Here is an 18,374-nt window from a genome sequence, read left to right as displayed (position 1 = left end):
ACGGCGCCCAGTGCATCATGAGCGCCTCCTCCTCATCGCCGGGTGCAGAGGACGGCTCGATCTCGTCGTCGAAGACGACCGATCGGCCGTCCCTGATTGTGCACCCCGCCACCCGCTCGGCGAGCCGCTGCCGCAGGTGCGCGCGTGCGCCATCCATGACGAGCCTCAGGTCGACCCAGTCAGACGCGCCCCGCGCCCGCGCGAACTCGTCGTAGAACTCGGTCATGAACACTCGCGTGCTCTGGTCGTCCACCGGCCACAGGCTCGCGACCGTCGCCGTCGCCCCGGCAGCGAGGGCAGCCTGCGCCACGCCGTGGATGCCTCGGCCGTGGCGCGGTCCGCCGACTGCCGTACTGCACCCGGAGAACACGATCAGGCTTGCTTGCCACGGCAACTGTGCAAGTTCGTCGAACCCGGCCCAAGTCGTCCTGCCGGCGCCGTTGGCGAACAACAAGCTCGCCCGGCCTCCCCTGCGCACGTCGGCCCGCCCGTGCAGGGCCAGGTGTACGACGTCCGGCTGCGTCTCTGTCAGCCTGGTCTTCAGCGCCTCGAAGCTGCATGCCCCTTGCAGCAACGGGCGCGCATCGAGCGTTTCCGCCACGTGTCGGCACTCGACTGCCGCATGCGGCAAGTCGCCCCTGGAGTCGCCTGCGACGACCGCCTTGCCCGCCCACGGCCGGTTTGGTGAGTACCGCAACACCGCGACTGCCGGGATGCGCCCGATGGACCGTGCGTCTGACCAGACACCGCCGCGGAGAGGCACGGCGTGGATCGGGAGATTGGCCAAGTGGTCATCGAGGACCACCAGCAAGGCGCGTTCCGGCTCGACCGAGTCCTCCACGGCCTCCACAAGGTGGCGAAGGATCACTGACGACCGGGTCAGTGCGACGACCTCGGCTGCCCGACGACGTACATCCCCGTATTGCACCGCCTCCAGAGTCCATGTGGGGCCCTCGGCATCCACTGAGCGGACGCCTGCCTCGTCAACGAGGTATGCGCGCAAGCCTGCGCTCGTCGACGTGACGTCGACTAGCGTCGTCGGCACGGGCAGTCGCGCAAGGAGCCGTACGGCCTCTGCGTTGTTGGCGGCGATGTGGGGCACCCGGCCGCCGCGGAGCAGCTCCAGTTGGTCGCCGAGCGCGAGTGCTCTCGTGCGCTGGAGGACGTCGAACGCGTCAGCGTCAGGCTCTGCTGCATCGATCATCGCCCGAAGCAGTTCCGGGTAGAACGAAGTGTCTTCCCGGAGGGTGCGTGGATCGCCCATTGCGACCTGTGCCCGGAGACGCATTCGGATCTGCTCGTGGATCGCAGCGGCGCGTCTCAGCTCGTCGAGCGCGGCGCGTGGGTCGGTGATCGCGGTGTGCCGACCCAGCACGTAGTACCCGTGCTTGCGAGTCTCGGCGCTAGCGTCGGGTCGTTCGATCAGCTCCCGAATGCGCCTAATGGTTGTCTCGCTGGCGTCGGACGACGCTCCCCTCCTGTCGAGTAGAGCTAGTATCCGGCCGGCTCCGATCACCTCGGCGAGAGCGTCGCCCGACTGCGACGCATGGCTCACCGCTCTGAACAGGTGGTCGGCCGCAACTTCGAGAGCCCCGCACTCCTCAGCGAACTCAGCAAGTGCCGCGTACGGGACGCCGACATTCGCGCGCTGGATCCTGACGGAACGGACATCCGCGCTGTCGAAGAAGGAGCGCTGGACGAGGTCATCGAGCGCCAAGGCTTCGCAAGCGAGGTAGAAGCGGTCCAGCCCGCAGGCGCTCTCCTCGAGCCCGTAGTGCAGCAACTGCATCAGGCCGACATCAGCCAGCGCCGCCGACGACGGCAGCGCGGCGGCGAGCGCCTCGGCTCTGATCATCGTCAACATGACGTCGATCGCCCGCAGGTCCTCCTCGCCGCTCTCGAGCAGTCCGTGCGCAATGTGCACCCGGCAACCGAAGGCGGTCAGCGGGTCACCGGCCGCTGCTGCAGCATTCGCAGCGCGCTCGTACACCGGGACCGCGGCTGCAGGGCCACTGGCCCGAGCAAGCACCTCGGCTGCCAGCACAAGCTTCCAGGTCGGGGTGTCGTCGTCGACCAGCCGCTCGATGCCCGCCCGGAGCCCGGCTCGCAGCCGGTCGGGCCCCTGTCGTTCGCGGACATCGAGCACCGCCAATTCGCGGGCCTCCACGAAGGCGAGCCCCGCCAGGTCGAGGTTGCCCAGCTGTGCGTTCACCTCGGCTAGACCGCGAGCGTTCCCGTACCGCCTGCGCACGTCATCGGCGGCGATCTTCTTCCGGGCTTCGTCGAACCAAACGGCTGCACTCTCAAGATCGCCTGCCTGCTGGTAGGCGCTGGCGAGGGCATCGAGCGCCAAGCCGCGGTCGAGCCCCTTCGCCGGGTCGAGGACCTCGAGCGCCTCCAGATTGGCCTTGAACAGGCGGATCGCACTGTCGAACTCCCCGATCCGCAGGACTGCGCCCGCCAGCGCGTTGTCCACCCGAGTGCGCGCGCCCGGGTCGTCCTCGAAGGAGCCGGCCGATCGGAGCTTCTCGATGGCGTCGTCGAACTCCCCGAGCTCGGCCAGGACGACGCCCCAGTTCTGCAGGGCTCCTGCCATGACGTCACGCGGGACCGGGTCGCACTCCGCAGCGGCGGCCACGGCCTTCGCGCACACATCGGCTGTGTCCCATAGCTTGTTGAGCTGACGCAAGGCGTCGGAACCAAGCAAGTAGAGCACGGCGGCCGCTTTCCATTCACCCAACCCGTGCGCGAGGTCACCGAGTTCTCGCCCCACCCACTGCATCTCGTCGAGGCGGTTCAGCCTCTTGAGATCTACGACCAAGCCAAGCCCGGTCGCAACCAGGCGCAGCGACGCGTCCACGACCTCCCTCAGCGCGACCTTCGCGGTAGGGTCGTCGGGCAGTTCTGTTCGCAGAACGGCAACCTCGGCGGGCGCGCCGCGCGCCAAGACGTCCAGCACCTCATCGACGCGCATCCCGGCTGGCACTTCTGGGGCGTTCGTCTCGTCGTGACGATCCCCTCTCGCCCACGCTGCGAGGACGCCCCCAACCACCCTCACGGCGGACGCCAACTCAGCACTGAAGCGCGGCGATTCCCCCCCAGCTTCCATGCAATCGCACTATGCCATGACCGCCGGTGACTGCGACCGCGGTCGGGGGACTGGCGCCGGATTAGGCGTTGCAGGTCGACCCCGTGCTGGCAGGCTGCTGGTCTCGATCACGCCCGGTGCGAGATCATGCGAGTCGATCAAGAAGCGTCCCGCGCGGAGATAGGGCAACCATGGACGAACCAGGCACGCGCTACTTCCTGTCCCACTCCCTGACCGCGAGCCGGAGCATCTGCGACATCACCATCAAGGTGTGCCGCGTGTGGTGCGGACTCCGGCCCTTCTGGATCTCGGCGACCTCGCTGTGCTGACGTACGCAGCACAGCTGGCGGTCGATTCCGGTCGCGGGACGTTCCACAACGAGCACATGGGCACGATCTCGAGCACCGTCGCCAAGGCTCGCGCTTCGGAGGGTGTCGAGGACATCATCGACCTGCTGTGCACCTCGCGGGTGGCCTGGATCACCAAGGCAGAGAACGACGAGCTCACCAAACGGGCTACAACTCCCGGCGCGACGATCCGGAGGCTGCATACATTGAGGCCGGCATCCACCTGATCCAACGACCGAGGGAGACCGTCGGAGGCGACGCACGGCCCTAGGTCGCCCGAACACCGAATCGGTCCGCGCCCAGTCCGCATCTAGTCCGCAACTGGCCGAGAGCGGGCCCCTATCGATGAGAACCATCGGAAGGCATCGCCGCAGGTCGGGCCCGCTTTCGGGCCTCCGACCAGGTATGCCCTTCCCCACCACAAGCGACTTTTAATCCGTAGGTTGTGGGTTCGAGCCCCACGGGGCCCACCCATGTTGATCTTGCATCGGTAGTCATGCATCTCCCCCCGGACCCGCGACCTCACCCACCAGGTGGTGCCTCAGCCGGGTGGCGACGACAGGGACGCGCACACCCTCGCCCTCCCCCTCCCCCTCCCCCTCGTCCTCGACGCGCCGAAGTGGGCCGCTCGCGGCTGAACGACGTCAGCCCTTGACCGCCCCCGCCATCACCCCGGACACGAGCTGCTTCCCCACGAAGACGAAGACGACCAGCAGCGGTAGGGCGATCAGCAGCACCCCGGACATGACCAGGGCGTGGTCGGCGGTGAACGCACCGCGCAGCTGCGGGATGACCAGGGGCAACGTCATCTGCGAGCGGAGCACCACCGACGGCCAGAAGAAGTTGTTCCACGACCCGACGAAGGTGAACAGCGCCAGGGTCGCCGCTGCCGGGCGGGCCGCCGGCATCGCGATCGACCAGAAGGTGCGGAACATCGAGGCGCCGTCCACCCGGGCTGCCTCGATGAGCTCGTACGGCAGCGCCTCGCTCAGGTACTGCGTCATCCAGAACACGCCGAAGGCGACCACCAGGTTCGGCACGATCAGGGCGGTCAGCGTGTCGATCCAGCCGAAGCTGTTCATCATGATGAACATCGGGATGGTGCCCAGCTGCATCGGGATCGCCATCGTCGCGATGATGAACACGTACAGCGTCCTGCGCCCACGGAAGGTGAGCTTGGCGAAGGAGAAACCGGCGAGGGTCGAGAAGAAGACCGTCGACGCGGAGACGATGACCGCGACGAGCAGCGAGTTGGCGAAGGACATCCAGAACTCGATCTGGTGATGGCCGACGATGTCCCTGAGGTTGTGCAGCAGCTGCACGCCGGGCAGCAGCCGCGGGATGGGCGACTGGGCGATCTCGATCCGGGTCGAGGACCCGAGCAGCGCGGTGTAGTAGAGCGGGAAGACGGAGACCGCCACCACCACGCTCAGGAACACGTAGGTGGGCCAGGCGGGGCGGCGGTTGGCCGGGTTGTGCGACTGGCTGCTGAGCTTGATGGGCCTGCCCTTGGCCGCCCGCTTCTGGGCATACCTCTTGGCACCCTTGCCGGAGATGTTCTCGATCAGTGCGGTGCTCATCGCTCGGTGTCTCCCTGTGCGTGGGTGAGGGCGTCCGGGTGCCCGGTCCGGCTCGCGGTGCCGAGCAGCGTCGGTACCCCTGCCTCGCGGGCGGCGCGCGACGACGCCTCGGCAGCGGTTCGGGCCTCGGCGATCAGCGTCCGGGTCGTGGAGGCCGGGACCTTCGACCGCGTTGCCTTGCTTGACGCGATCCTCCGGGTGAGCGCGAAGTTGATGACCGCGAACGCGATGATCACCAGGGCGAAGAGCCAGGCGACGGCGGCCGCGTGGCCCAGCCGGTCCGGCCAGTCGCCGAAGCCCAGGTTGAACAGGTACAGGACGGTGGTCAGCCACTGGTTGTTCGAGCCGCCGGTCCCGGTGCCGTCGTACATCCGGGCCTCGTCGAAGATCTGCAGACCACCGATGGTCATCGTGAGGACGACGAAGATCATGGTGGCGCGGATGTTGGGGACGGTGATCGAGAGGAACTGCCGCAGGCGACCGCCCCCGTCGATGGTCGCGGCCTCGTACAGCTCGCGGGGCACGGCCTGCATCGCGGCCAGGAAGATCAGCGCGTTGTAGCCGGTCCAGCGGAAGTTCACCATGGTGGCGATGGCGACGTGGGAGAGCACCCGGTCCTGGTAGAAGGGCGAGTTGACGTCCGTGAACAGGCCGAGCTCCTGGATCACGGGTGTCACCAGCCCGAACTGGCCGAAGATCTGCCCGAAGATCAAGGCGGTCGCCACGGGCATGACGACGAACGGCACGAGCACGCTCATCCGCCAGAAGGTCTTGGTCCGCAGGTTCTGGTCGAGGAACGCCGCGATCGCCAGGGCGAAGAACAGCTGCGGTCCGATCGAGAGCAGGAAGATCGAGAACGTGTTCTGCAGCGAGGTCCAGAAGGCGGGCTGCTCGAGCACCCAGCGGAAGTTGTCCAGGCCCACGAAGTCGCCCTGACCCAGCCGACGGTGCCAGGAGTGCATGGCCACGACGACGTTGAAGGCGATGGGGAAGATGCCGAAGACCGCGAAGCTGAGGAAGAACGGAGAGATGTAGAGGTAGGGGGAGACCTTGACGTCCCACTTCGACGTCCTGCGTGAGATCCCGATGCGGCGCGCGGCCGCGGGGGCGGTGTCGATGGCCATGAGGGTGCCTCTCGGAAGCCCGTCGGTAGCTGGGGGGGCGCCCGCAGCCGCGGCCCGGGGCGTCGAGCTCCAGGCCGCAGCGCGGACGAGGGATGGGCGCGAGGCCCCTTGTTGATGTCAGTCGGTGGTCAGGCCCAGTCCGTCGAACTCGGCGACGACCGACTCCCAGGCCTGGTCCGGCGTCTGGCTGCCGTCCTCGACGCGTCGGATCCCGTCCGTCACGAGGGTCTGGATGCCGGCGAAGTTCACCCCGCGGAAGCCACCCGCAGCGGCGTCCCCCGCGTCTGCGGCGAGCTGGCCGTAGACGCCGCCGACGTCCTGCCCGCCGAAGAACTCGTTCGCCGACTCGCCGACGACCGGGTCGTTGATGGCGTCCAGCTGCGAGGGGAACTGACCGTTCTCGAGGAACATCGCGACGGCGGCCTCGGGTGAGGTGAGGTAGTCGGCGAGAGTGGTCGCCCACTCGGTGTTCTGACCGGCCGACGGCACCGAGAAGAAGGAGCCACCCCAGTTGCCGCCGCCCTCGGGGAAGGCGTCGGGCGCGATCATCCAGCCGTCGATGCCGGCGGCGTTCTCCTCGATGATCCCGGTCATCCACGCCGGGGTGATGACGGTCGCCCACTGCTGGGCCTGGAACCCGGCACCCCAGTCCGCGTGCCCGATCGCGATGCCCGCGGAGACGCCGTCCTGCGCGGCGGTGGCGAACTCCAGGAAGGTGTCGCGGATCGCGTCGTTCTCTGCGAGCGGGAGCGCGTTCCCGGTCTCCGGGTCCTCGAACGCGGCGGGCAGCAGGTTGATCGCCGCCTGCATCGGGGTGGTCATGGAGTCGACCCACCCGGCGTCGGACGCGGCGGTGAACTCCCGTCCGGCGGCGACGAACGTCTCCCAGGTGGCGTCATCCCCGCCGATGAACTGGGCGAAGTCCTCTGGGGCGGACGGGAGCCCTGCCTCTTCGAGCAGCTGGGAGTCGTAGGCGATGGCGAGGGGACCGATGTCGGTGCCGTAGCCCTTGATCTCGTCGTCGACCGACCCTTGCTCGACCTTCCAGTCGACCCACCGGCCGTCGACGGGCGGCAGGGTGACCCAGTCCTCGGGGACGGCCATCATCTCGGTCCACCAGTCGAGCTCGACGAGGTGCACGTCGGACAGTCCCGCGCCGCCGGAGCTGAGCCCGTTGCGCAGCACGGTCTGCGCCGACGCGCCGTCGGGGAAGGACTCGATCTGGACCGTGATGCCGTGCTCCTCCTCGAAGCCGTCGAGCAGCTCCTGAGGGAAGTCCATCCATGCGGCGACGGTCAGGACGTCCGGGCGGTCACCGTCTCCGGAGCCGTCGGTGCTGCCACCGGCGGAGCTGCCGCCGGTGCACGCCGTGGCCACGAGGGCGGTGGTCGTCGCGAGTGCGATGAAACCCGTTGTGCGCGTGATCCTCATCGTTGAGGCCCTTCTCTGGGTGGTGGGGTGGTGGGTCTGGGTCTGGATCTCGTTCTGGGTCACGGGGCGGTGGTCGGCTCGGTCGACTGCACGAGGGACATCACCGCCCAGGGCGACAGCTCGATGTCGATCTCGAGGGTCCCGGCCGTCGAGGCGGTGAGGACGCTGCGGCGCAGCCGGTCGGCCACCTCACGGAGCTCTGCTGTCTGCGGGCGCGTCGGGTTCAGCGGGGCGCCCATCTCGTGCCACGCCTCGGCCACGTTGCCGTGCTCCCAGTCGAGGATCTCGACGGTGAGCTCGGCTCCCGCCGGTAGGCCCTCGACCGTGTGGCGGATCCGGCGTGCGGGGCCCCTCTGCGCCAGGTGTCGCGTGTCGGCGTAGGAACGCTCCGATCCGACGCCCCGGGTGCCCATGTCCTGCGGGTAGTTGTAGAAGAGGGCGGCCAGCCGTCCGTCGGCCGAGGACCTGGTGATCACGCCGTGCGGGGTCTGCAGCAGCTGACGGTCGCCGAGCCGCGCGAGCATGGCCATCGCGTGGAAGGTCGGCTTGTGGATGCCCTGCTCGTTGACCAGGCCGAACCCGCCGTGGAACGGCCCGATCCCACCGCCGCCCTCCTCGAAGACATCCGTGAACGTCCAGTACGACACCGAGTCCGCCAGGTCCGCGGCGTTGAGGAAGGCCCGCGTGATGTAGCTCGCCGCGAAGAGGGTGTCGTGGATCGCGTCCCGGCTGGACGGCGAGCTCGACCACTCGGTGATGTGGAGCTCGGCTTCGGGGAAGGGGCTCGCGGCGATGATCTTGCGCATGGCGACGAGGTCGTCGCGGGTCGCGTCGACATGCCGCTGGATCGGCTGGCCGTTGCCTTCGGCGTCGAACGCGAAGTCCGTGGGGTAGAGATGGGTGGACAGGAAGTCGAGGGGCACGTCACGCGTGGCGCACCACTCGATGAACTCGTGGATCCACACCGGCTTCCAGTCCAGCGCGTCGGGGTCGGCGGCCGCGGCCGTGGCCGCCTCGGCGGACCGGTCCTGCGTCTCGCCCGCGTACCGCTCGTCGGGGACGAACACGCTCGTCGAGGGTCCCCCGACCTTCAGCTGCGGGTCGACGGCCTTGACCGCCCGTGCCGTCGCCTCGTAGAGCTCGAAGTACTCGGTGCGGGTCCCGGTCCAGAAGTGCGGGACGAGGTTCGGCTCGTTCCACACCTCGAACGGCCACTGCCGGACCTCGTCGAGCCCGTACCGCTCGATCCAGTGCTCGACCGCGGTGGTCACCAGCTCGACCCACCGCCCCATGTCGTTCGGCGGGCTGCAGTGCGCCTTCCACCAGAACAGGGTCTCGGTCTGGGTGGCGAGGGCGCGGGGCATGAAACCGAGCTCGACGAACGGGCGCGCACCGGCATCCAGGATGGCGTCGAACACCTTGTCGACGTACGCGAAGGTGTAGACCGGGGCCGGCAGCCGTCCCGCCGGGCCGAACCCGCCGCCGTCCTCCACCCGGTAGACGAACATGTCGTCGTGGAAGACGCCGTGGAAGCGGACGTGCCGCACGCCCAGGACGTCGACCGCCTCGCGGAAGTGGGCCTGCCAGTCCGCGCGCAGCGCCTCGTTCGCCCGCCCCGCGCCGACGCACTCGTTCCAGACGTGCCGCAGCTCGTGATCGGCCGGGGACATCCCGTCGATCAGTAGGCTGGGCGGCGACGCGTGATGAGGCACGGAGAACTCCCTTGTTCTGCACTGGCGAGCGATGCGGACTGTGATGGTCGAAACTGTTTCGCTACGCGGTATCGCGGTCATAGACTAGGCATGCGAAGGACGCGATGGGAAGGGGTCGAGCCAGACCGGTCTGCCTACGATCCGCTAGACCTGCAACGTCGAAACAGTTTCGAGTGAGTTGAAGGACAACGATGACCAGTCGCTCGCCTCGGAGGCGGACCACCCTGACTGACGTCGCCCAGGCGGCGGGGGTCTCCAAGGCGACCGTCTCCAAGGCCCTCAACGGGCGCGACGACGTCGCGGGGAGCACGCGGGAGCGGGTCCTCGCCGCGGTGACCGAGCTGGGCTACCGATCCACCACGCACCCCGGCGCGGCCGGCCGGGCCGGTGCGCTCGCCGTCGTCTTCGACATCCCTGCCTCGCCCTACATCATGAACGTCCTGCAGGGCGTGCTCGGCGCAGCCACCGACGCGCAGCTCGACCTGCTGACCCGGCTGGCCCCCGCTCGAGCGGCGCGCACGCAGCGGGCCGCGGCGCGGGCCTGGGTCGCCGAGCAGCGCGCGTCCGACGTGATGGGAATCGTCGGGCTCACGCTCTCGGAGCCGGACGCCCTGCTGGACGCGGCGGCCGACGCCGAGTTGCCGTTCGTCATGGTCGACCCGGTGGACACCCAGCACCACCGGATGGTGAGCGTCGCCTCGAGCAACTGGGCCGGCGCGCGGGCCGCCGTCGAGCACATGATCGGCCTCGGACACCGGCGCATCGCCTGGATCGGAGGCCCCGACGCCTCGAGCGCAGCCCGTGACCGCTTCCACGGCTACAGCGCAGCCCTCGACGCGGCCGGCATCGGGTTGGACCGGGAGCTGGTGCGGGCGGGCCAGTTCGACGTCACCGCCGGTGCGCGGCACGCACGCTACCTCCTGACCCTGGGCACTCCCCCGACGGCCATCATGGCCGCCGACGACGAGCTCGCCGTCGGCGCACTCGCCGCGGCGCACGAGCTCGGCGTCCAGGTCCCCCAGCAGCTGAGCGTCATCGGTTTCGACGACACCCCCCAGGCCGCCTGGACCACGCCGCCACTGACGAGCGTCCACCAGCACCTGGACGGCATGGGGCGGGTGGCCGTGCAGACGATCGTCGCGATGTCCTCCGGAACCAAACCGGCGTCGCGGCACGTGGAGCTGGCCACGTCGTTGACGATCCGGGCGACGACGGGCCCCGTCGCGGCCCGGGACCTGGCGCGATAGCCCTCGTCAGGGGTTCGGTTCGCGCACTCCGGGCGATCAGCACGGAGGTCTTCGACCGGCCGGTCCCTCAGACCCCGTCGAGCACCTCGCGGATCGGCAGCGGGATCCGCGGCGTGCACACGGCCTGGTCCGGGTCGGGCGGGGTACGGCCTGCCCGGTCCCCGAGCCACCGGACGAGCTCGTCCGGTGGCAGGGGGCGTGCGTAGTGGAAGCCCTGTGCCGCGTCGCACCCGAACCGGCGCAGTCTGTGCGCGGTGGCGGCGTCCTCGACGCCTTCGGCGACGATGCGCAGTCCCAGCGCGTGGGCCAGGTCGACGGTCGAGCGCACGATGGCAGACGCACCCGCGTCGACTGCCATCGGGGCGATGAACGCGCGATCGAGCTTGAGCTCGTCGATCGGCAGGTCTCGGAGGTAGGCGAGCGAGGAGTATCCCTGGCCGAAGTCGTCGATGGAGATCTGCACACCGGTGCGCCGCAGGGCGGCGAGAACGCCGGCCGCTCGATCGGGGTCCCCGAGCAGCGACTCCTCCGTGATCTCCAGGATCAGCTGGTCGGGCACGATGCCGTGGCGTGCGACGGCGGCCGCGAGGCGGTCCCCGAATCCCTCGACCATGAGGGCCTCGGTCGCGAGGTTCACGGCCACCACGAGCTCGATCCCCGCCGTGCGCCACCTCACCATCTGGTCGAGGGCCATCTCGAGCACGCGCGCGGTCAGGTCCGGCAGCAGGCCGGCGCGGGCGGCGAGCGGCAGGAAGTCGCCCGGTGGGTGGACTCCGATGCCGGGCTCGTCCCACCGGACGAGCGCCTCGACACCCATCGGACGGTCGATGGTCAGGTCGATCTTGGGCTGGAAGTGGAGCAGCAGCTGGCCTCCGTTGATCGCCAGGCGCAGCGCGGCGACCCTCTGGAGGTGCCGCTCACCGTCGGGGTCGCCGAGCGCAGCGTCGTACGTCGCACGGCTGCCACGACGTGCCTTCGCCCGGTACATCGCGATGTCCGCGCGGCGCATCAGGAGGGGCAGGTCCGCGGCGTCCTGGGGTGAGACGGCGATCCCGATGCTGGCTGAGGGTGTGACGGCGACGCCGTCGACGTCCACGGGCTCGGCGAGTGCCTGCTCGATGACGTCGCAGAACGCCAGAGCGCCGGCGCGGTCCACCCCCGGCAGGAGCAGGGCGAACTCGTCGCCCGAGAAGCGGGCCACCACGCCGTCCGTCACTCTCAGGCAGTCGGTGAGACGGCTCGCGACGGACTCCAGGACGGCGTCACCGGCCGCGTGTCCCAGGCTGTCGTTCACCTGCTTGAACGAGTCAAGATCGGCCAGCAGCAGGGCGACGGGTTGACCTGATGCGCTCGCGCGGCCCAGGAGGCCCTCCGCTGCTGTGGTGAAGGCGCGACGGTTCGCCAAGCCGGTCAACGTGTCCGTGGACGCGAGGTGCTGGGCCGTGGCGGTGAGCCTCGACGCGTCGAGCAGGACGAGATGGAGCCGCACGACGAGGGCGACCAGCGCCCCCGCACCCAGGACGACGGCGAGCGGCGCGACCCGCGTGAAGCCGGCGACGGTCACGACGGCGATGGCCGACGTCATGCTCATGACAGGGCCGAGCCGATGGATCCACCGCGCGGCCGGCCGGGCCTGGCGTGGGCGACGCGACGACCATGCGGCGGCCACCACCAGCACGAAGGCCACGGTCCGGAGGAGCGCACCCACGAGGGGGTCCCCCACCCCTGCTCCGCTCGGCATGATCGCTGCGAGGTGCGTGGCACTCAGCGCGGCCATCGCACCGCACAGCAGTGCGAGGCGGGTATCGGCGCGCCACCCCGAGATCACCGTGCCGGTGAGCAGCAGGGCGAGCACGAGGAGGTCCAGCAGCGGGTACACCGTGACCATGACGACCGCACCCCACCCCAGCGGGACGTCTCCTCGCGCCGCGGCCACCGAGGCGCTCATCACGGATCCGAGCGCCAGGGCGAAGATCAGGGCATCGAGCTGGGTCCGCCGCGGACCCGCGTCCGGGCGAGGCGGCAGCAGCGCGACGACGCACGCGTACACGCCGAGGTAGGCGATCACGTAGAGGACCACGGCGACCGGGGGGCTGGCGCGGGGCGCCCCGCCGGCGAGGGCCCACAGCACGTCGGCCAGGGTGGCGCACAGGAGACCCAGCCCCAGCGGGACCCACGCCCGCCGCTCACGGCGCACCAGCACCGCACGGAGCATGACGGCGATGCCGGCCGTCCCATGCACCATCACCTGGGTCCACCCCCAGGCAGGGGTGCTGTCATCGGCCGCGAGCACTCCCGCGACACCACTGAGCCCGGCCAGGGCTGCGACGCAGACCGCGAGGAGGAAGCCACCCTTCGGGACGCCGGGCCCGCGCCGCCCCGGTGTTCCCCTCCATGCCATCTGTCTGTCATCGACAGGTATGGGGCGATGTTGAGGTCCTGGTGAGCCGTTGCACGGTGAACCTTGCGGATCGTGACCGTCCACGGGCAGCATCCTTGGTGACGTCCCCGTCGGTCAGCCGGGCGGTGCGGACCTCACCTGACACCACCACCCCGTCACAGCCCCAGCCACCCCGGCAGGTCGGCGAAGGAGTCGAGCAGGACGTCGGGCGCCTCCCCGTCCTCGAGCTGCGCGGGCCGGAACTTGCCGGTGCGCACCTGCACGCCGGTGAGACCGAGTCGCTGGGCTGCGCGCACGTCGGAGTCCAGGTCGTCGCCGACCATCACGGTCTCCTGGGGGCGTGACCCGAGCGAGCGCATCGCCCCCTCGAACGCGGCCGGTGCGGGCTTCCCGATGACCGTCGCGGTGACCCCGGCGGCGGCCTCGAGCCCACCCAGGAAGGCTCCCGTGTCGAGCTGCATGCCTGAGCTGGTGCGCCACAGCAGGTTGCGGTGCATCGCCAGGAGGGTGGCGCCCTCGAGCAGGCAGGCGAGCGCGTGGTTCAACGCGTCGTAGCTGAGCTCGGGGCCGGCGCCACCGAGGAGCACCACGTCGACGTTCCCGGGCGAGGCCTCAGGGCCCACGAGCACCACGTCCGCGAGCGCGGCCAGGTCAGAGCCGCCTTCGCCGCTGTTGAGGAAGAGGCACCGCGCACCTGGGTGGTGGCGGGTCAGGTGCTCGGCCGCGGCGGCGGTCACCGTGATCACCTCGTCGGACGCGATCTCGAACCCGGCGCGACGCAGCGCCTGGGTGATCTGCTCCCGCGTCCGCGAGGTGGTGTTGGTGAGGAGCCGCAGCGGCACGTGGGCCGACCGCAGCGCACGCAGCGCGTCGACCGCTCCGGGCAACGCCTGCCAGGAGACCACGAGGACCCCGTCGATGTCGACGAGCAGCGCACGCCGGTCCGCCACCCCCTCAGCCTACGTTCGGGGCCCGCCACCTCGCCCACGACGCATCTCTGCACCGAGGACGTACGTCTGCGCGTGCGTCCTGGGTGCAGACGTGCGACCTCGCGTCGGGGCGAGTTGTCGACACTCACCCAACGTTCTGGCGGTCTCGTGCGTTGTCGATGAGAGGGTGGGCGAAGCCTGCCGAAGGGGGGCCTGATGGCGCCGTGGCAGGACGTCCTGGACCAGGTGGTCCGAGATCGGCGCGCCGCCCTGGTCGCGTATGCCTACCTGTTCGTCGCCGATCGGGGCGACGCCGAGGACCTCGTCCAGGAGGCCCTCGTACGGACGTTCGCCCGGCCCCGCGCGATGACCGACGTGCACGCAGCCGAGGCGTACGTCCGACGGGCGATCCGCACGTCGTTCCTGGACCGGGCGCGACGCCACCGGTTGTGGCTGCGCAAGGCACACCTCGTGGTGGGTGACGGCACGGTGCGCGGTCCGGCGGACGCCGCAGCGGCCCACGCCGACGTCATGGTGGCGATGAGGATGCTGACCCGCCGGGAACGGGCGTGCATCGTGCTCCGGTACTTCGACGACCTCACCGTGCCGGACGTCGCCGCCGAGCTGGGACTGAGCGACGGCTCGGTGAAGCGGTACCTCAGTGACGCGACCCGGAAGCTGCGCGACCTGCTCGGCAGCACGGTCACCTGGCCCCCGGCCGAGGTCCACACCCTTCCCGTGAGCTCGGCGAGCGGAAGGAGCACCCGATGACACCTGACCTGCGCACCCTGCTGGCTCAGGCCGCCCGAGACGAGGAGCACCGCGCCGCCGCCGATGCCCCCGACCCGACGACGACGGCCCGTACGGTCGCCACCTTCGCGAGACGGCGCCGCACCGTGCGCACCGCCGCTCTGGCTGCCGGTGCCGTGGCCGCTGTGGCCGTCGGTGCGCTCGGGATCCACGGGCTCGCCCGGCCGACGCCGGGCCCGCCGGCGGTCCCCGCACCCGCGCAGCCGACCCCCGCGGTGGGCGAGGTCACCACCCACCCCGGGTTGCCGACGGCCGTCGCGATGCAGCCCGGGATGCTCGAGGACGCCGGACCGGGCTGGGCGCTGGTGCTGTACGGCGCACCGGCTCTCGCGGACGACGCGATGCCCCCGACGGTCCTCTACCTGGTGGGTCCCGACGGGCAGGTCGTCGAGGTGCCCTCCGCGCTGACGCTCGACGGGGCCGACCGACCGGTCCTGCTGGAGTGGGCTCCCGGCACGTCGTCGGTGCTCGCCCGGATCGGCCCGGACCACCGGCCCGAGTACGCGGTGCTGGACCTCCTCACCGGGGAGGAGGTGCTCCGCCTGGACGGCGAGTCGCTGTCCGCCGAGCTCGTCGGGGACGGCACCGGGGACCTCCTGGTCACCATGGTCGGCGGGGACGGGACCGTCTCCCTGGACCGGATGGACCCCTGGGGGCAGAAGGTCGCGGCCACGACCCTGGCGAGCACCGGGGCGGCGGCTGAGCCCGGGACCACGGTGTCGTGGCTGACGAGCCCTGACCGCACAGCGATCCTCGGCCGCACGACCAGCGACCTGACGATCCTCGACGCGACGGACCTCACGCCGCAGGTCTCCCTGAGCACGCCCTATCCGGACGTCCAGGACGCCTGCCGGAGCCGGGCCTGGGTCGAGGCGGGCGTGGTCCTGGTCTGCGGCCCGGAGGGGTGGACCCAGGCGGGACCGGGACCTTCCAGCGCCCTGTGGCTCGCCCCGGTCGACGGCGGTCCGGCGCAGCCCATCGGCCCGGCGGGTGCACTCGCCGACCTGAGCGTGCGCAGCGTCTGGGCGGTGCAGGGCCGGACCGTCCTGCGGGTGCGCGAGCAGGACGACGACGGCACCCTCCGACTCGTCGAGGCGGACGGACCGCTGCTCACCGAGCTCCCCGCACCGGAAGCAGGTTGGGCGCGGCTGATGGCGGGGACCGGGGACCGGCTGCTGGCCGTGACGATCGGCGGCGACGACGACTCCGAGTTCGGCCTGATCAGTGTCGACCCCTTCGCCGGGGCGACGACCGAGCTCATCGGTCGCCCCGAGCAGCCGGTCCCCGGCGTCGGCCTGGTCGTCCTCGGTGTGGTCGAGGGCACCACGGAGGCCGAGGGCTGGCAGTGAGGCTGGGGCCGGCCGCGGCGTCCTCGAGCACACCTGGGTCGTCGACGGATCCGGCCCGAGACCCACCTCCCACATACCGCTGTACGCAACCCACACCCCTCTGCCAGGCTCAGCGGAGGGCGGTGAGTCATACGGACGGCGCTCGATGAGACGGACGACCATGACCTCGAGCACAGCGAAGAGACCGGCACGCGCTCGACGCATGCCGACGCGGCCCACCTGGGTGGGCCGGGTCGCACGGCGCACGGGTGCCGTGCCGGTCTGGCTCGCGCTGCTGGTCCTCGCGGCTCTCCTGGCCGGGTCGTGGCTGGCGGTCTACTCCTTCGGGGGTTCACGCTCGGCGATGCCGCACCTCTTCTACGTCCCGATCATCCTGGCGACCCTCCCGTTCGGGTTCCGCGGGGCGACCTCCACGGCGGTGGTCGCAGCGGTGCTGTGCGGGCCCCTGATGCCCCTGGACACCACCACGGGGGAGTCGCAGAGCGTGTCGGCCTGGCTGGTGCGCGGCGTGATGTTCGTGGTCGTCGGCGCCGTGACGAGCGGGTCGCTCGCGCTGCGTGAGCGGCGGTACGAGCTCGAGCTGCACGAGGAGGTCCGCCGGACCTTCGCCGCCGGGCACCCGACCCTGCCCGCGATCGACGGTGACCTCGTCGACCTGGTGGACGAGGTCATCGACTCGCGTCGCTTCCATCCCGTGTTCCAACCGATCTACTCGTTGTCCGGCGGGCACCTCGTCGCGGTCGAGGCGCTGACCCGGTTCGACGTCGAGCCCTACCGGACCCCGGACGTCTGGTTCGCCGCTGCCGCCGCCGTGGGGCGACGCGAGGAGCTCGAGACCGCCGCGATCGAGGCGGCGCTCGAGGCCGCCGGGAGTCTGCCCTCGCACGTCGGGCTGTCGGTCAACGCCTCCCCCGAGGCGCTGGCCGACCCACGGCTCGTGTCGATGCTGACCGAGTGGCCGCACGACCTCACCGTGGAGATCACCGAGCACGACGTCATCGAGGACTACCACCTGCTCACGCGCGAGCTGGCGGCGCTGCGGGCCGCCGGTCTGAAGGTCGCCGTGGACGACGCCGGGGCCGGCTTCGCGAGCCTGCAGCACATCGTCGAGCTCGCCCCCGACATCATCAAGCTCGACCTCTCGCTCGCGCAGGGGCTGGCCACCAGTCCCCTGCGCCGGGCACTGGCCGGTTCGGTGATCGAGTTCGTCCGCAAGGCGGGGGCCGAGCTCGTGGTCGAGGGCATCGAGGAGCTGGTGGACCTGAGCATCTGGTCGACCATGGGTGCGCACAGCGTGCAGGGCTACCTCGTGGGTCGACCAGGCCAGCTGCCCGCTCCCCCGACCAGTGCGGTCATCGCGTCGTTGCGCGGCCCGGCACGGTGAGCGCCCACCCCGAGTGGCGACCCGAGATCGAGATCGGCCTCGACCTGGCTGCCCGCACCGTCGCCGACCAGTTCCCCGAGCTCGCGGGGCAGCCGGTGCGCGCCTTCGACGCCGGGTGGGACAACGTGGTGCTGCGGATCGGCAGCGACTGGGTGTTCCGGTTCATCCACCGCGGGGTCGCGGTCCCCGGTGCCCACCGGGAACGTGCGGTGCTGCTCGCCCTGGCCGGCAGTCTTCCGCTGCCGATCCCCCACCCGCGCTACCTGGGCCGCCCCACCCCCGAGGTCCCCTGGCCGTTCTGGGGCGCCCGGCACCTGCCCGGCACCGAGCTCGCCGCGGCCCGGGTCCCCGACGACGCCCGCACCGCACTGGCGGTCGACCTCGGGCGGTTCCTGCGGGAGCTGCACTCGCCCGACGTCGCCGCTGGGGTCGCTGCGGTGCACCCGCTCCCCGTGGACCCGATGCGCAGGGGCGACCCCGCTCACGTTGCCGCCCGCGCCCGTGGGCGTCTCGAGCGGCTGGCGGACGCCGGCGCGTGGGAGCCGGACCCCCGGGTCGCAGCGCTGCTCGAGACGGCGTCGCACGCCACCCCGTCCGGCCGGCCCCCGGTGCTGGTGCACGGCGATCTCCACACCCGTCACGTCCTGGTGGACCAGCGGGACGGGGTGCACCGGGTGACGGGCGTCATCGACTGGGGTGACGTGGCCCTCGCCGACCCCACGGTCGACCTGTCGGTGGCCTTCGGGGTGTTCCAGGGCGAGGCCCGCACGGCATTCGTCGAGGCCTACGGACCGATCGACGCGGAGGCCGAGCTGCGGGCTCGGGTGCTCGCGGTCCACATCAACGCGGCGCTCACCGAGCACGCCACCGCCGAAGGGCTCGAACCTCTGCGTACCCAGGCGTTGGCCGGCCTGTCCCGCGCCGCCCGCTGAGCAGCACGCGCGGAAGCCCTTCGCGGGCACGGCCGGGGAG

13 protein-coding genes and 1 tRNA gene are annotated in these 18,374 nt (G+C 70.8%); 7 read left to right on the top strand and 7 right to left on the bottom strand.

Annotated elements, in window-relative coordinates; genetic code table 11:
- A partial coding sequence (locus M1R94_RS19245) for a CHAT domain-containing protein (RefSeq protein ID WP_249383350.1) occupies nucleotides 1–3,070 on the bottom strand: 3,070 nt, incomplete at its 3' end.
- Nucleotides 3,071–3,368: 298 nt separating this feature from the next.
- Between M1R94_RS19245 and M1R94_RS19240 the strand changes: the two genes are divergently transcribed.
- Nucleotides 3,369–3,662, top strand: a complete 294-nt coding sequence (locus tag M1R94_RS19240; protein ID WP_249383349.1) for a hypothetical protein — start codon at nucleotides 3,369–3,371, stop codon at nucleotides 3,660–3,662.
- A gap of 162 nt (nucleotides 3,663–3,824) precedes the next feature.
- Nucleotides 3,825–3,905, top strand: a tRNA-OTHER gene (locus M1R94_RS19235).
- Between the two features lie 174 nt (nucleotides 3,906–4,079).
- Here the strand turns inward: M1R94_RS19235 and M1R94_RS19230 are convergent.
- The 4 genes from M1R94_RS19230 to M1R94_RS19215 form a co-directional block, all read right to left on the bottom strand.
- Nucleotides 4,080–5,015: a carbohydrate ABC transporter permease gene (locus tag M1R94_RS19230; RefSeq protein WP_249383348.1), complete on the bottom strand. Its 936-nt coding sequence runs from the start codon at nucleotides 5,013–5,015 to the stop codon at nucleotides 4,080–4,082.
- The gene (locus tag M1R94_RS19225; protein WP_249383347.1) at nucleotides 5,012–6,139 is read right to left on the bottom strand and encodes a carbohydrate ABC transporter permease; all 1,128 of its coding nucleotides are present in this window, start codon (nucleotides 6,137–6,139) and stop codon (nucleotides 5,012–5,014) included. The genes M1R94_RS19230 and M1R94_RS19225 overlap by 4 nt, the downstream gene beginning before the upstream one ends.
- A 117-nt stretch (nucleotides 6,140–6,256) precedes the next feature.
- Nucleotides 6,257–7,570 (bottom strand): ABC transporter substrate-binding protein, encoded by a 1,314-nt coding sequence (locus M1R94_RS19220; protein ID WP_249383346.1) that lies wholly within the window; start codon nucleotides 7,568–7,570, stop codon nucleotides 6,257–6,259.
- Nucleotides 7,571–7,629: 59 nt separating this feature from the next.
- Complete coding sequence (locus M1R94_RS19215) at nucleotides 7,630–9,240, bottom strand: GH39 family glycosyl hydrolase (RefSeq protein WP_249383345.1); 1,611 nt, start codon at nucleotides 9,238–9,240, stop codon at nucleotides 7,630–7,632.
- A 233-nt stretch (nucleotides 9,241–9,473) separates the two neighbouring features.
- On the opposite strand from M1R94_RS19215, the gene M1R94_RS19210 reads away from it, so the two are divergent.
- Nucleotides 9,474–10,529 (top strand): LacI family DNA-binding transcriptional regulator, encoded by a 1,056-nt coding sequence (locus tag M1R94_RS19210; RefSeq protein ID WP_249383344.1) that lies wholly within the window; start codon nucleotides 9,474–9,476, stop codon nucleotides 10,527–10,529.
- Between the two features lie 67 nt (nucleotides 10,530–10,596).
- On the opposite strand, the gene M1R94_RS19205 is transcribed toward M1R94_RS19210, so the two are convergent.
- The gene (locus tag M1R94_RS19205; protein ID WP_249383343.1) at nucleotides 10,597–12,930 is read right to left on the bottom strand and encodes a putative bifunctional diguanylate cyclase/phosphodiesterase; all 2,334 of its coding nucleotides are present in this window, start codon (nucleotides 12,928–12,930) and stop codon (nucleotides 10,597–10,599) included.
- A 155-nt stretch (nucleotides 12,931–13,085) separates the two neighbouring features.
- The gene (locus tag M1R94_RS19200; protein WP_249383342.1) at nucleotides 13,086–13,880 is read right to left on the bottom strand and encodes an HAD-IIA family hydrolase; all 795 of its coding nucleotides are present in this window, start codon (nucleotides 13,878–13,880) and stop codon (nucleotides 13,086–13,088) included.
- 195 nt (nucleotides 13,881–14,075) lie between these two features.
- Here M1R94_RS19200 and M1R94_RS19195 point away from each other — a divergent pair, with 195 nt between their 5' ends.
- The 4 genes from M1R94_RS19195 (at nucleotide 14,076) to M1R94_RS19180 (ending at nucleotide 18,334) form a co-directional block, all read left to right on the top strand.
- A complete protein-coding gene (locus M1R94_RS19195; protein WP_249383341.1) occupies nucleotides 14,076–14,630 on the top strand; it encodes a sigma-70 family RNA polymerase sigma factor in 555 nt (184 codons plus the stop codon).
- Nucleotides 14,627–16,018, top strand: coding sequence for a hypothetical protein (locus tag M1R94_RS19190; protein ID WP_249383340.1), 1,392 nt, complete (start codon nucleotides 14,627–14,629; stop codon nucleotides 16,016–16,018). Before M1R94_RS19195 ends, M1R94_RS19190 begins: the two co-directional genes overlap by 4 nt.
- A 202-nt stretch (nucleotides 16,019–16,220) precedes the next feature.
- Nucleotides 16,221–17,402 (top strand): EAL domain-containing protein, encoded by a 1,182-nt coding sequence (locus tag M1R94_RS19185; RefSeq protein WP_249383339.1) that lies wholly within the window; start codon nucleotides 16,221–16,223, stop codon nucleotides 17,400–17,402.
- Entirely contained in the window at nucleotides 17,399–18,334 is a 936-nt protein-coding gene (locus M1R94_RS19180) for a phosphotransferase (RefSeq protein WP_249383338.1), read from the top strand. The genes M1R94_RS19185 and M1R94_RS19180 overlap by 4 nt, the downstream gene beginning before the upstream one ends.
- The last annotated feature ends 40 nt before the right edge of the window (nucleotides 18,335–18,374 follow it).

The organism is Actinotalea alkalitolerans (genome assembly GCF_023369855.1).
Classification (GTDB): domain Bacteria; phylum Actinomycetota; class Actinomycetes; order Actinomycetales; family Cellulomonadaceae; genus Actinotalea.
The sequence above is the reverse complement of the archived record's forward strand: the minus strand, read 5'-3'. Positions and strand labels throughout refer to the sequence as shown.

What these genes read in the sequence shown, in the direction of transcription:
- M1R94_RS19230 (WP_249383348.1), bottom strand. Translation starts at nt 5,015, where the DNA reads ATGAGCACCGCACTGATCGAGAACATCTCCGGCAAGGGTGCCAAGAGG.
- M1R94_RS19225 (WP_249383347.1), bottom strand. Translation starts at nt 6,139, where the DNA reads ATGGCCATCGACACCGCCCCCGCGGCCGCGCGCCGCATCGGGATCTCA.
- M1R94_RS19220 (WP_249383346.1), bottom strand. Translation starts at nt 7,570, where the DNA reads ATGAGGATCACGCGCACAACGGGTTTCATCGCACTCGCGACGACCACC.
- M1R94_RS19215 (WP_249383345.1), bottom strand. Translation starts at nt 9,240, where the DNA reads ATGTCCCCGGCCGATCACGAGCTGCGGCACGTCTGGAACGAGTGCGTC.
- M1R94_RS19210 (WP_249383344.1), top strand. Translation starts at nt 9,474, where the DNA reads ATGACCAGTCGCTCGCCTCGGAGGCGGACCACCCTGACTGACGTCGCC.
- M1R94_RS19205 (WP_249383343.1), bottom strand. Translation starts at nt 12,930, where the DNA reads ATGGCATGGAGGGGAACACCGGGGCGGCGCGGGCCCGGCGTCCCGAAG.
- M1R94_RS19195 (WP_249383341.1), top strand. Translation starts at nt 14,076, where the DNA reads ATGGCGCCGTGGCAGGACGTCCTGGACCAGGTGGTCCGAGATCGGCGC.
- M1R94_RS19190 (WP_249383340.1), top strand. Translation starts at nt 14,627, where the DNA reads ATGACACCTGACCTGCGCACCCTGCTGGCTCAGGCCGCCCGAGACGAG.
- M1R94_RS19185 (WP_249383339.1), top strand. Translation starts at nt 16,221, where the DNA reads ATGCCGACGCGGCCCACCTGGGTGGGCCGGGTCGCACGGCGCACGGGT.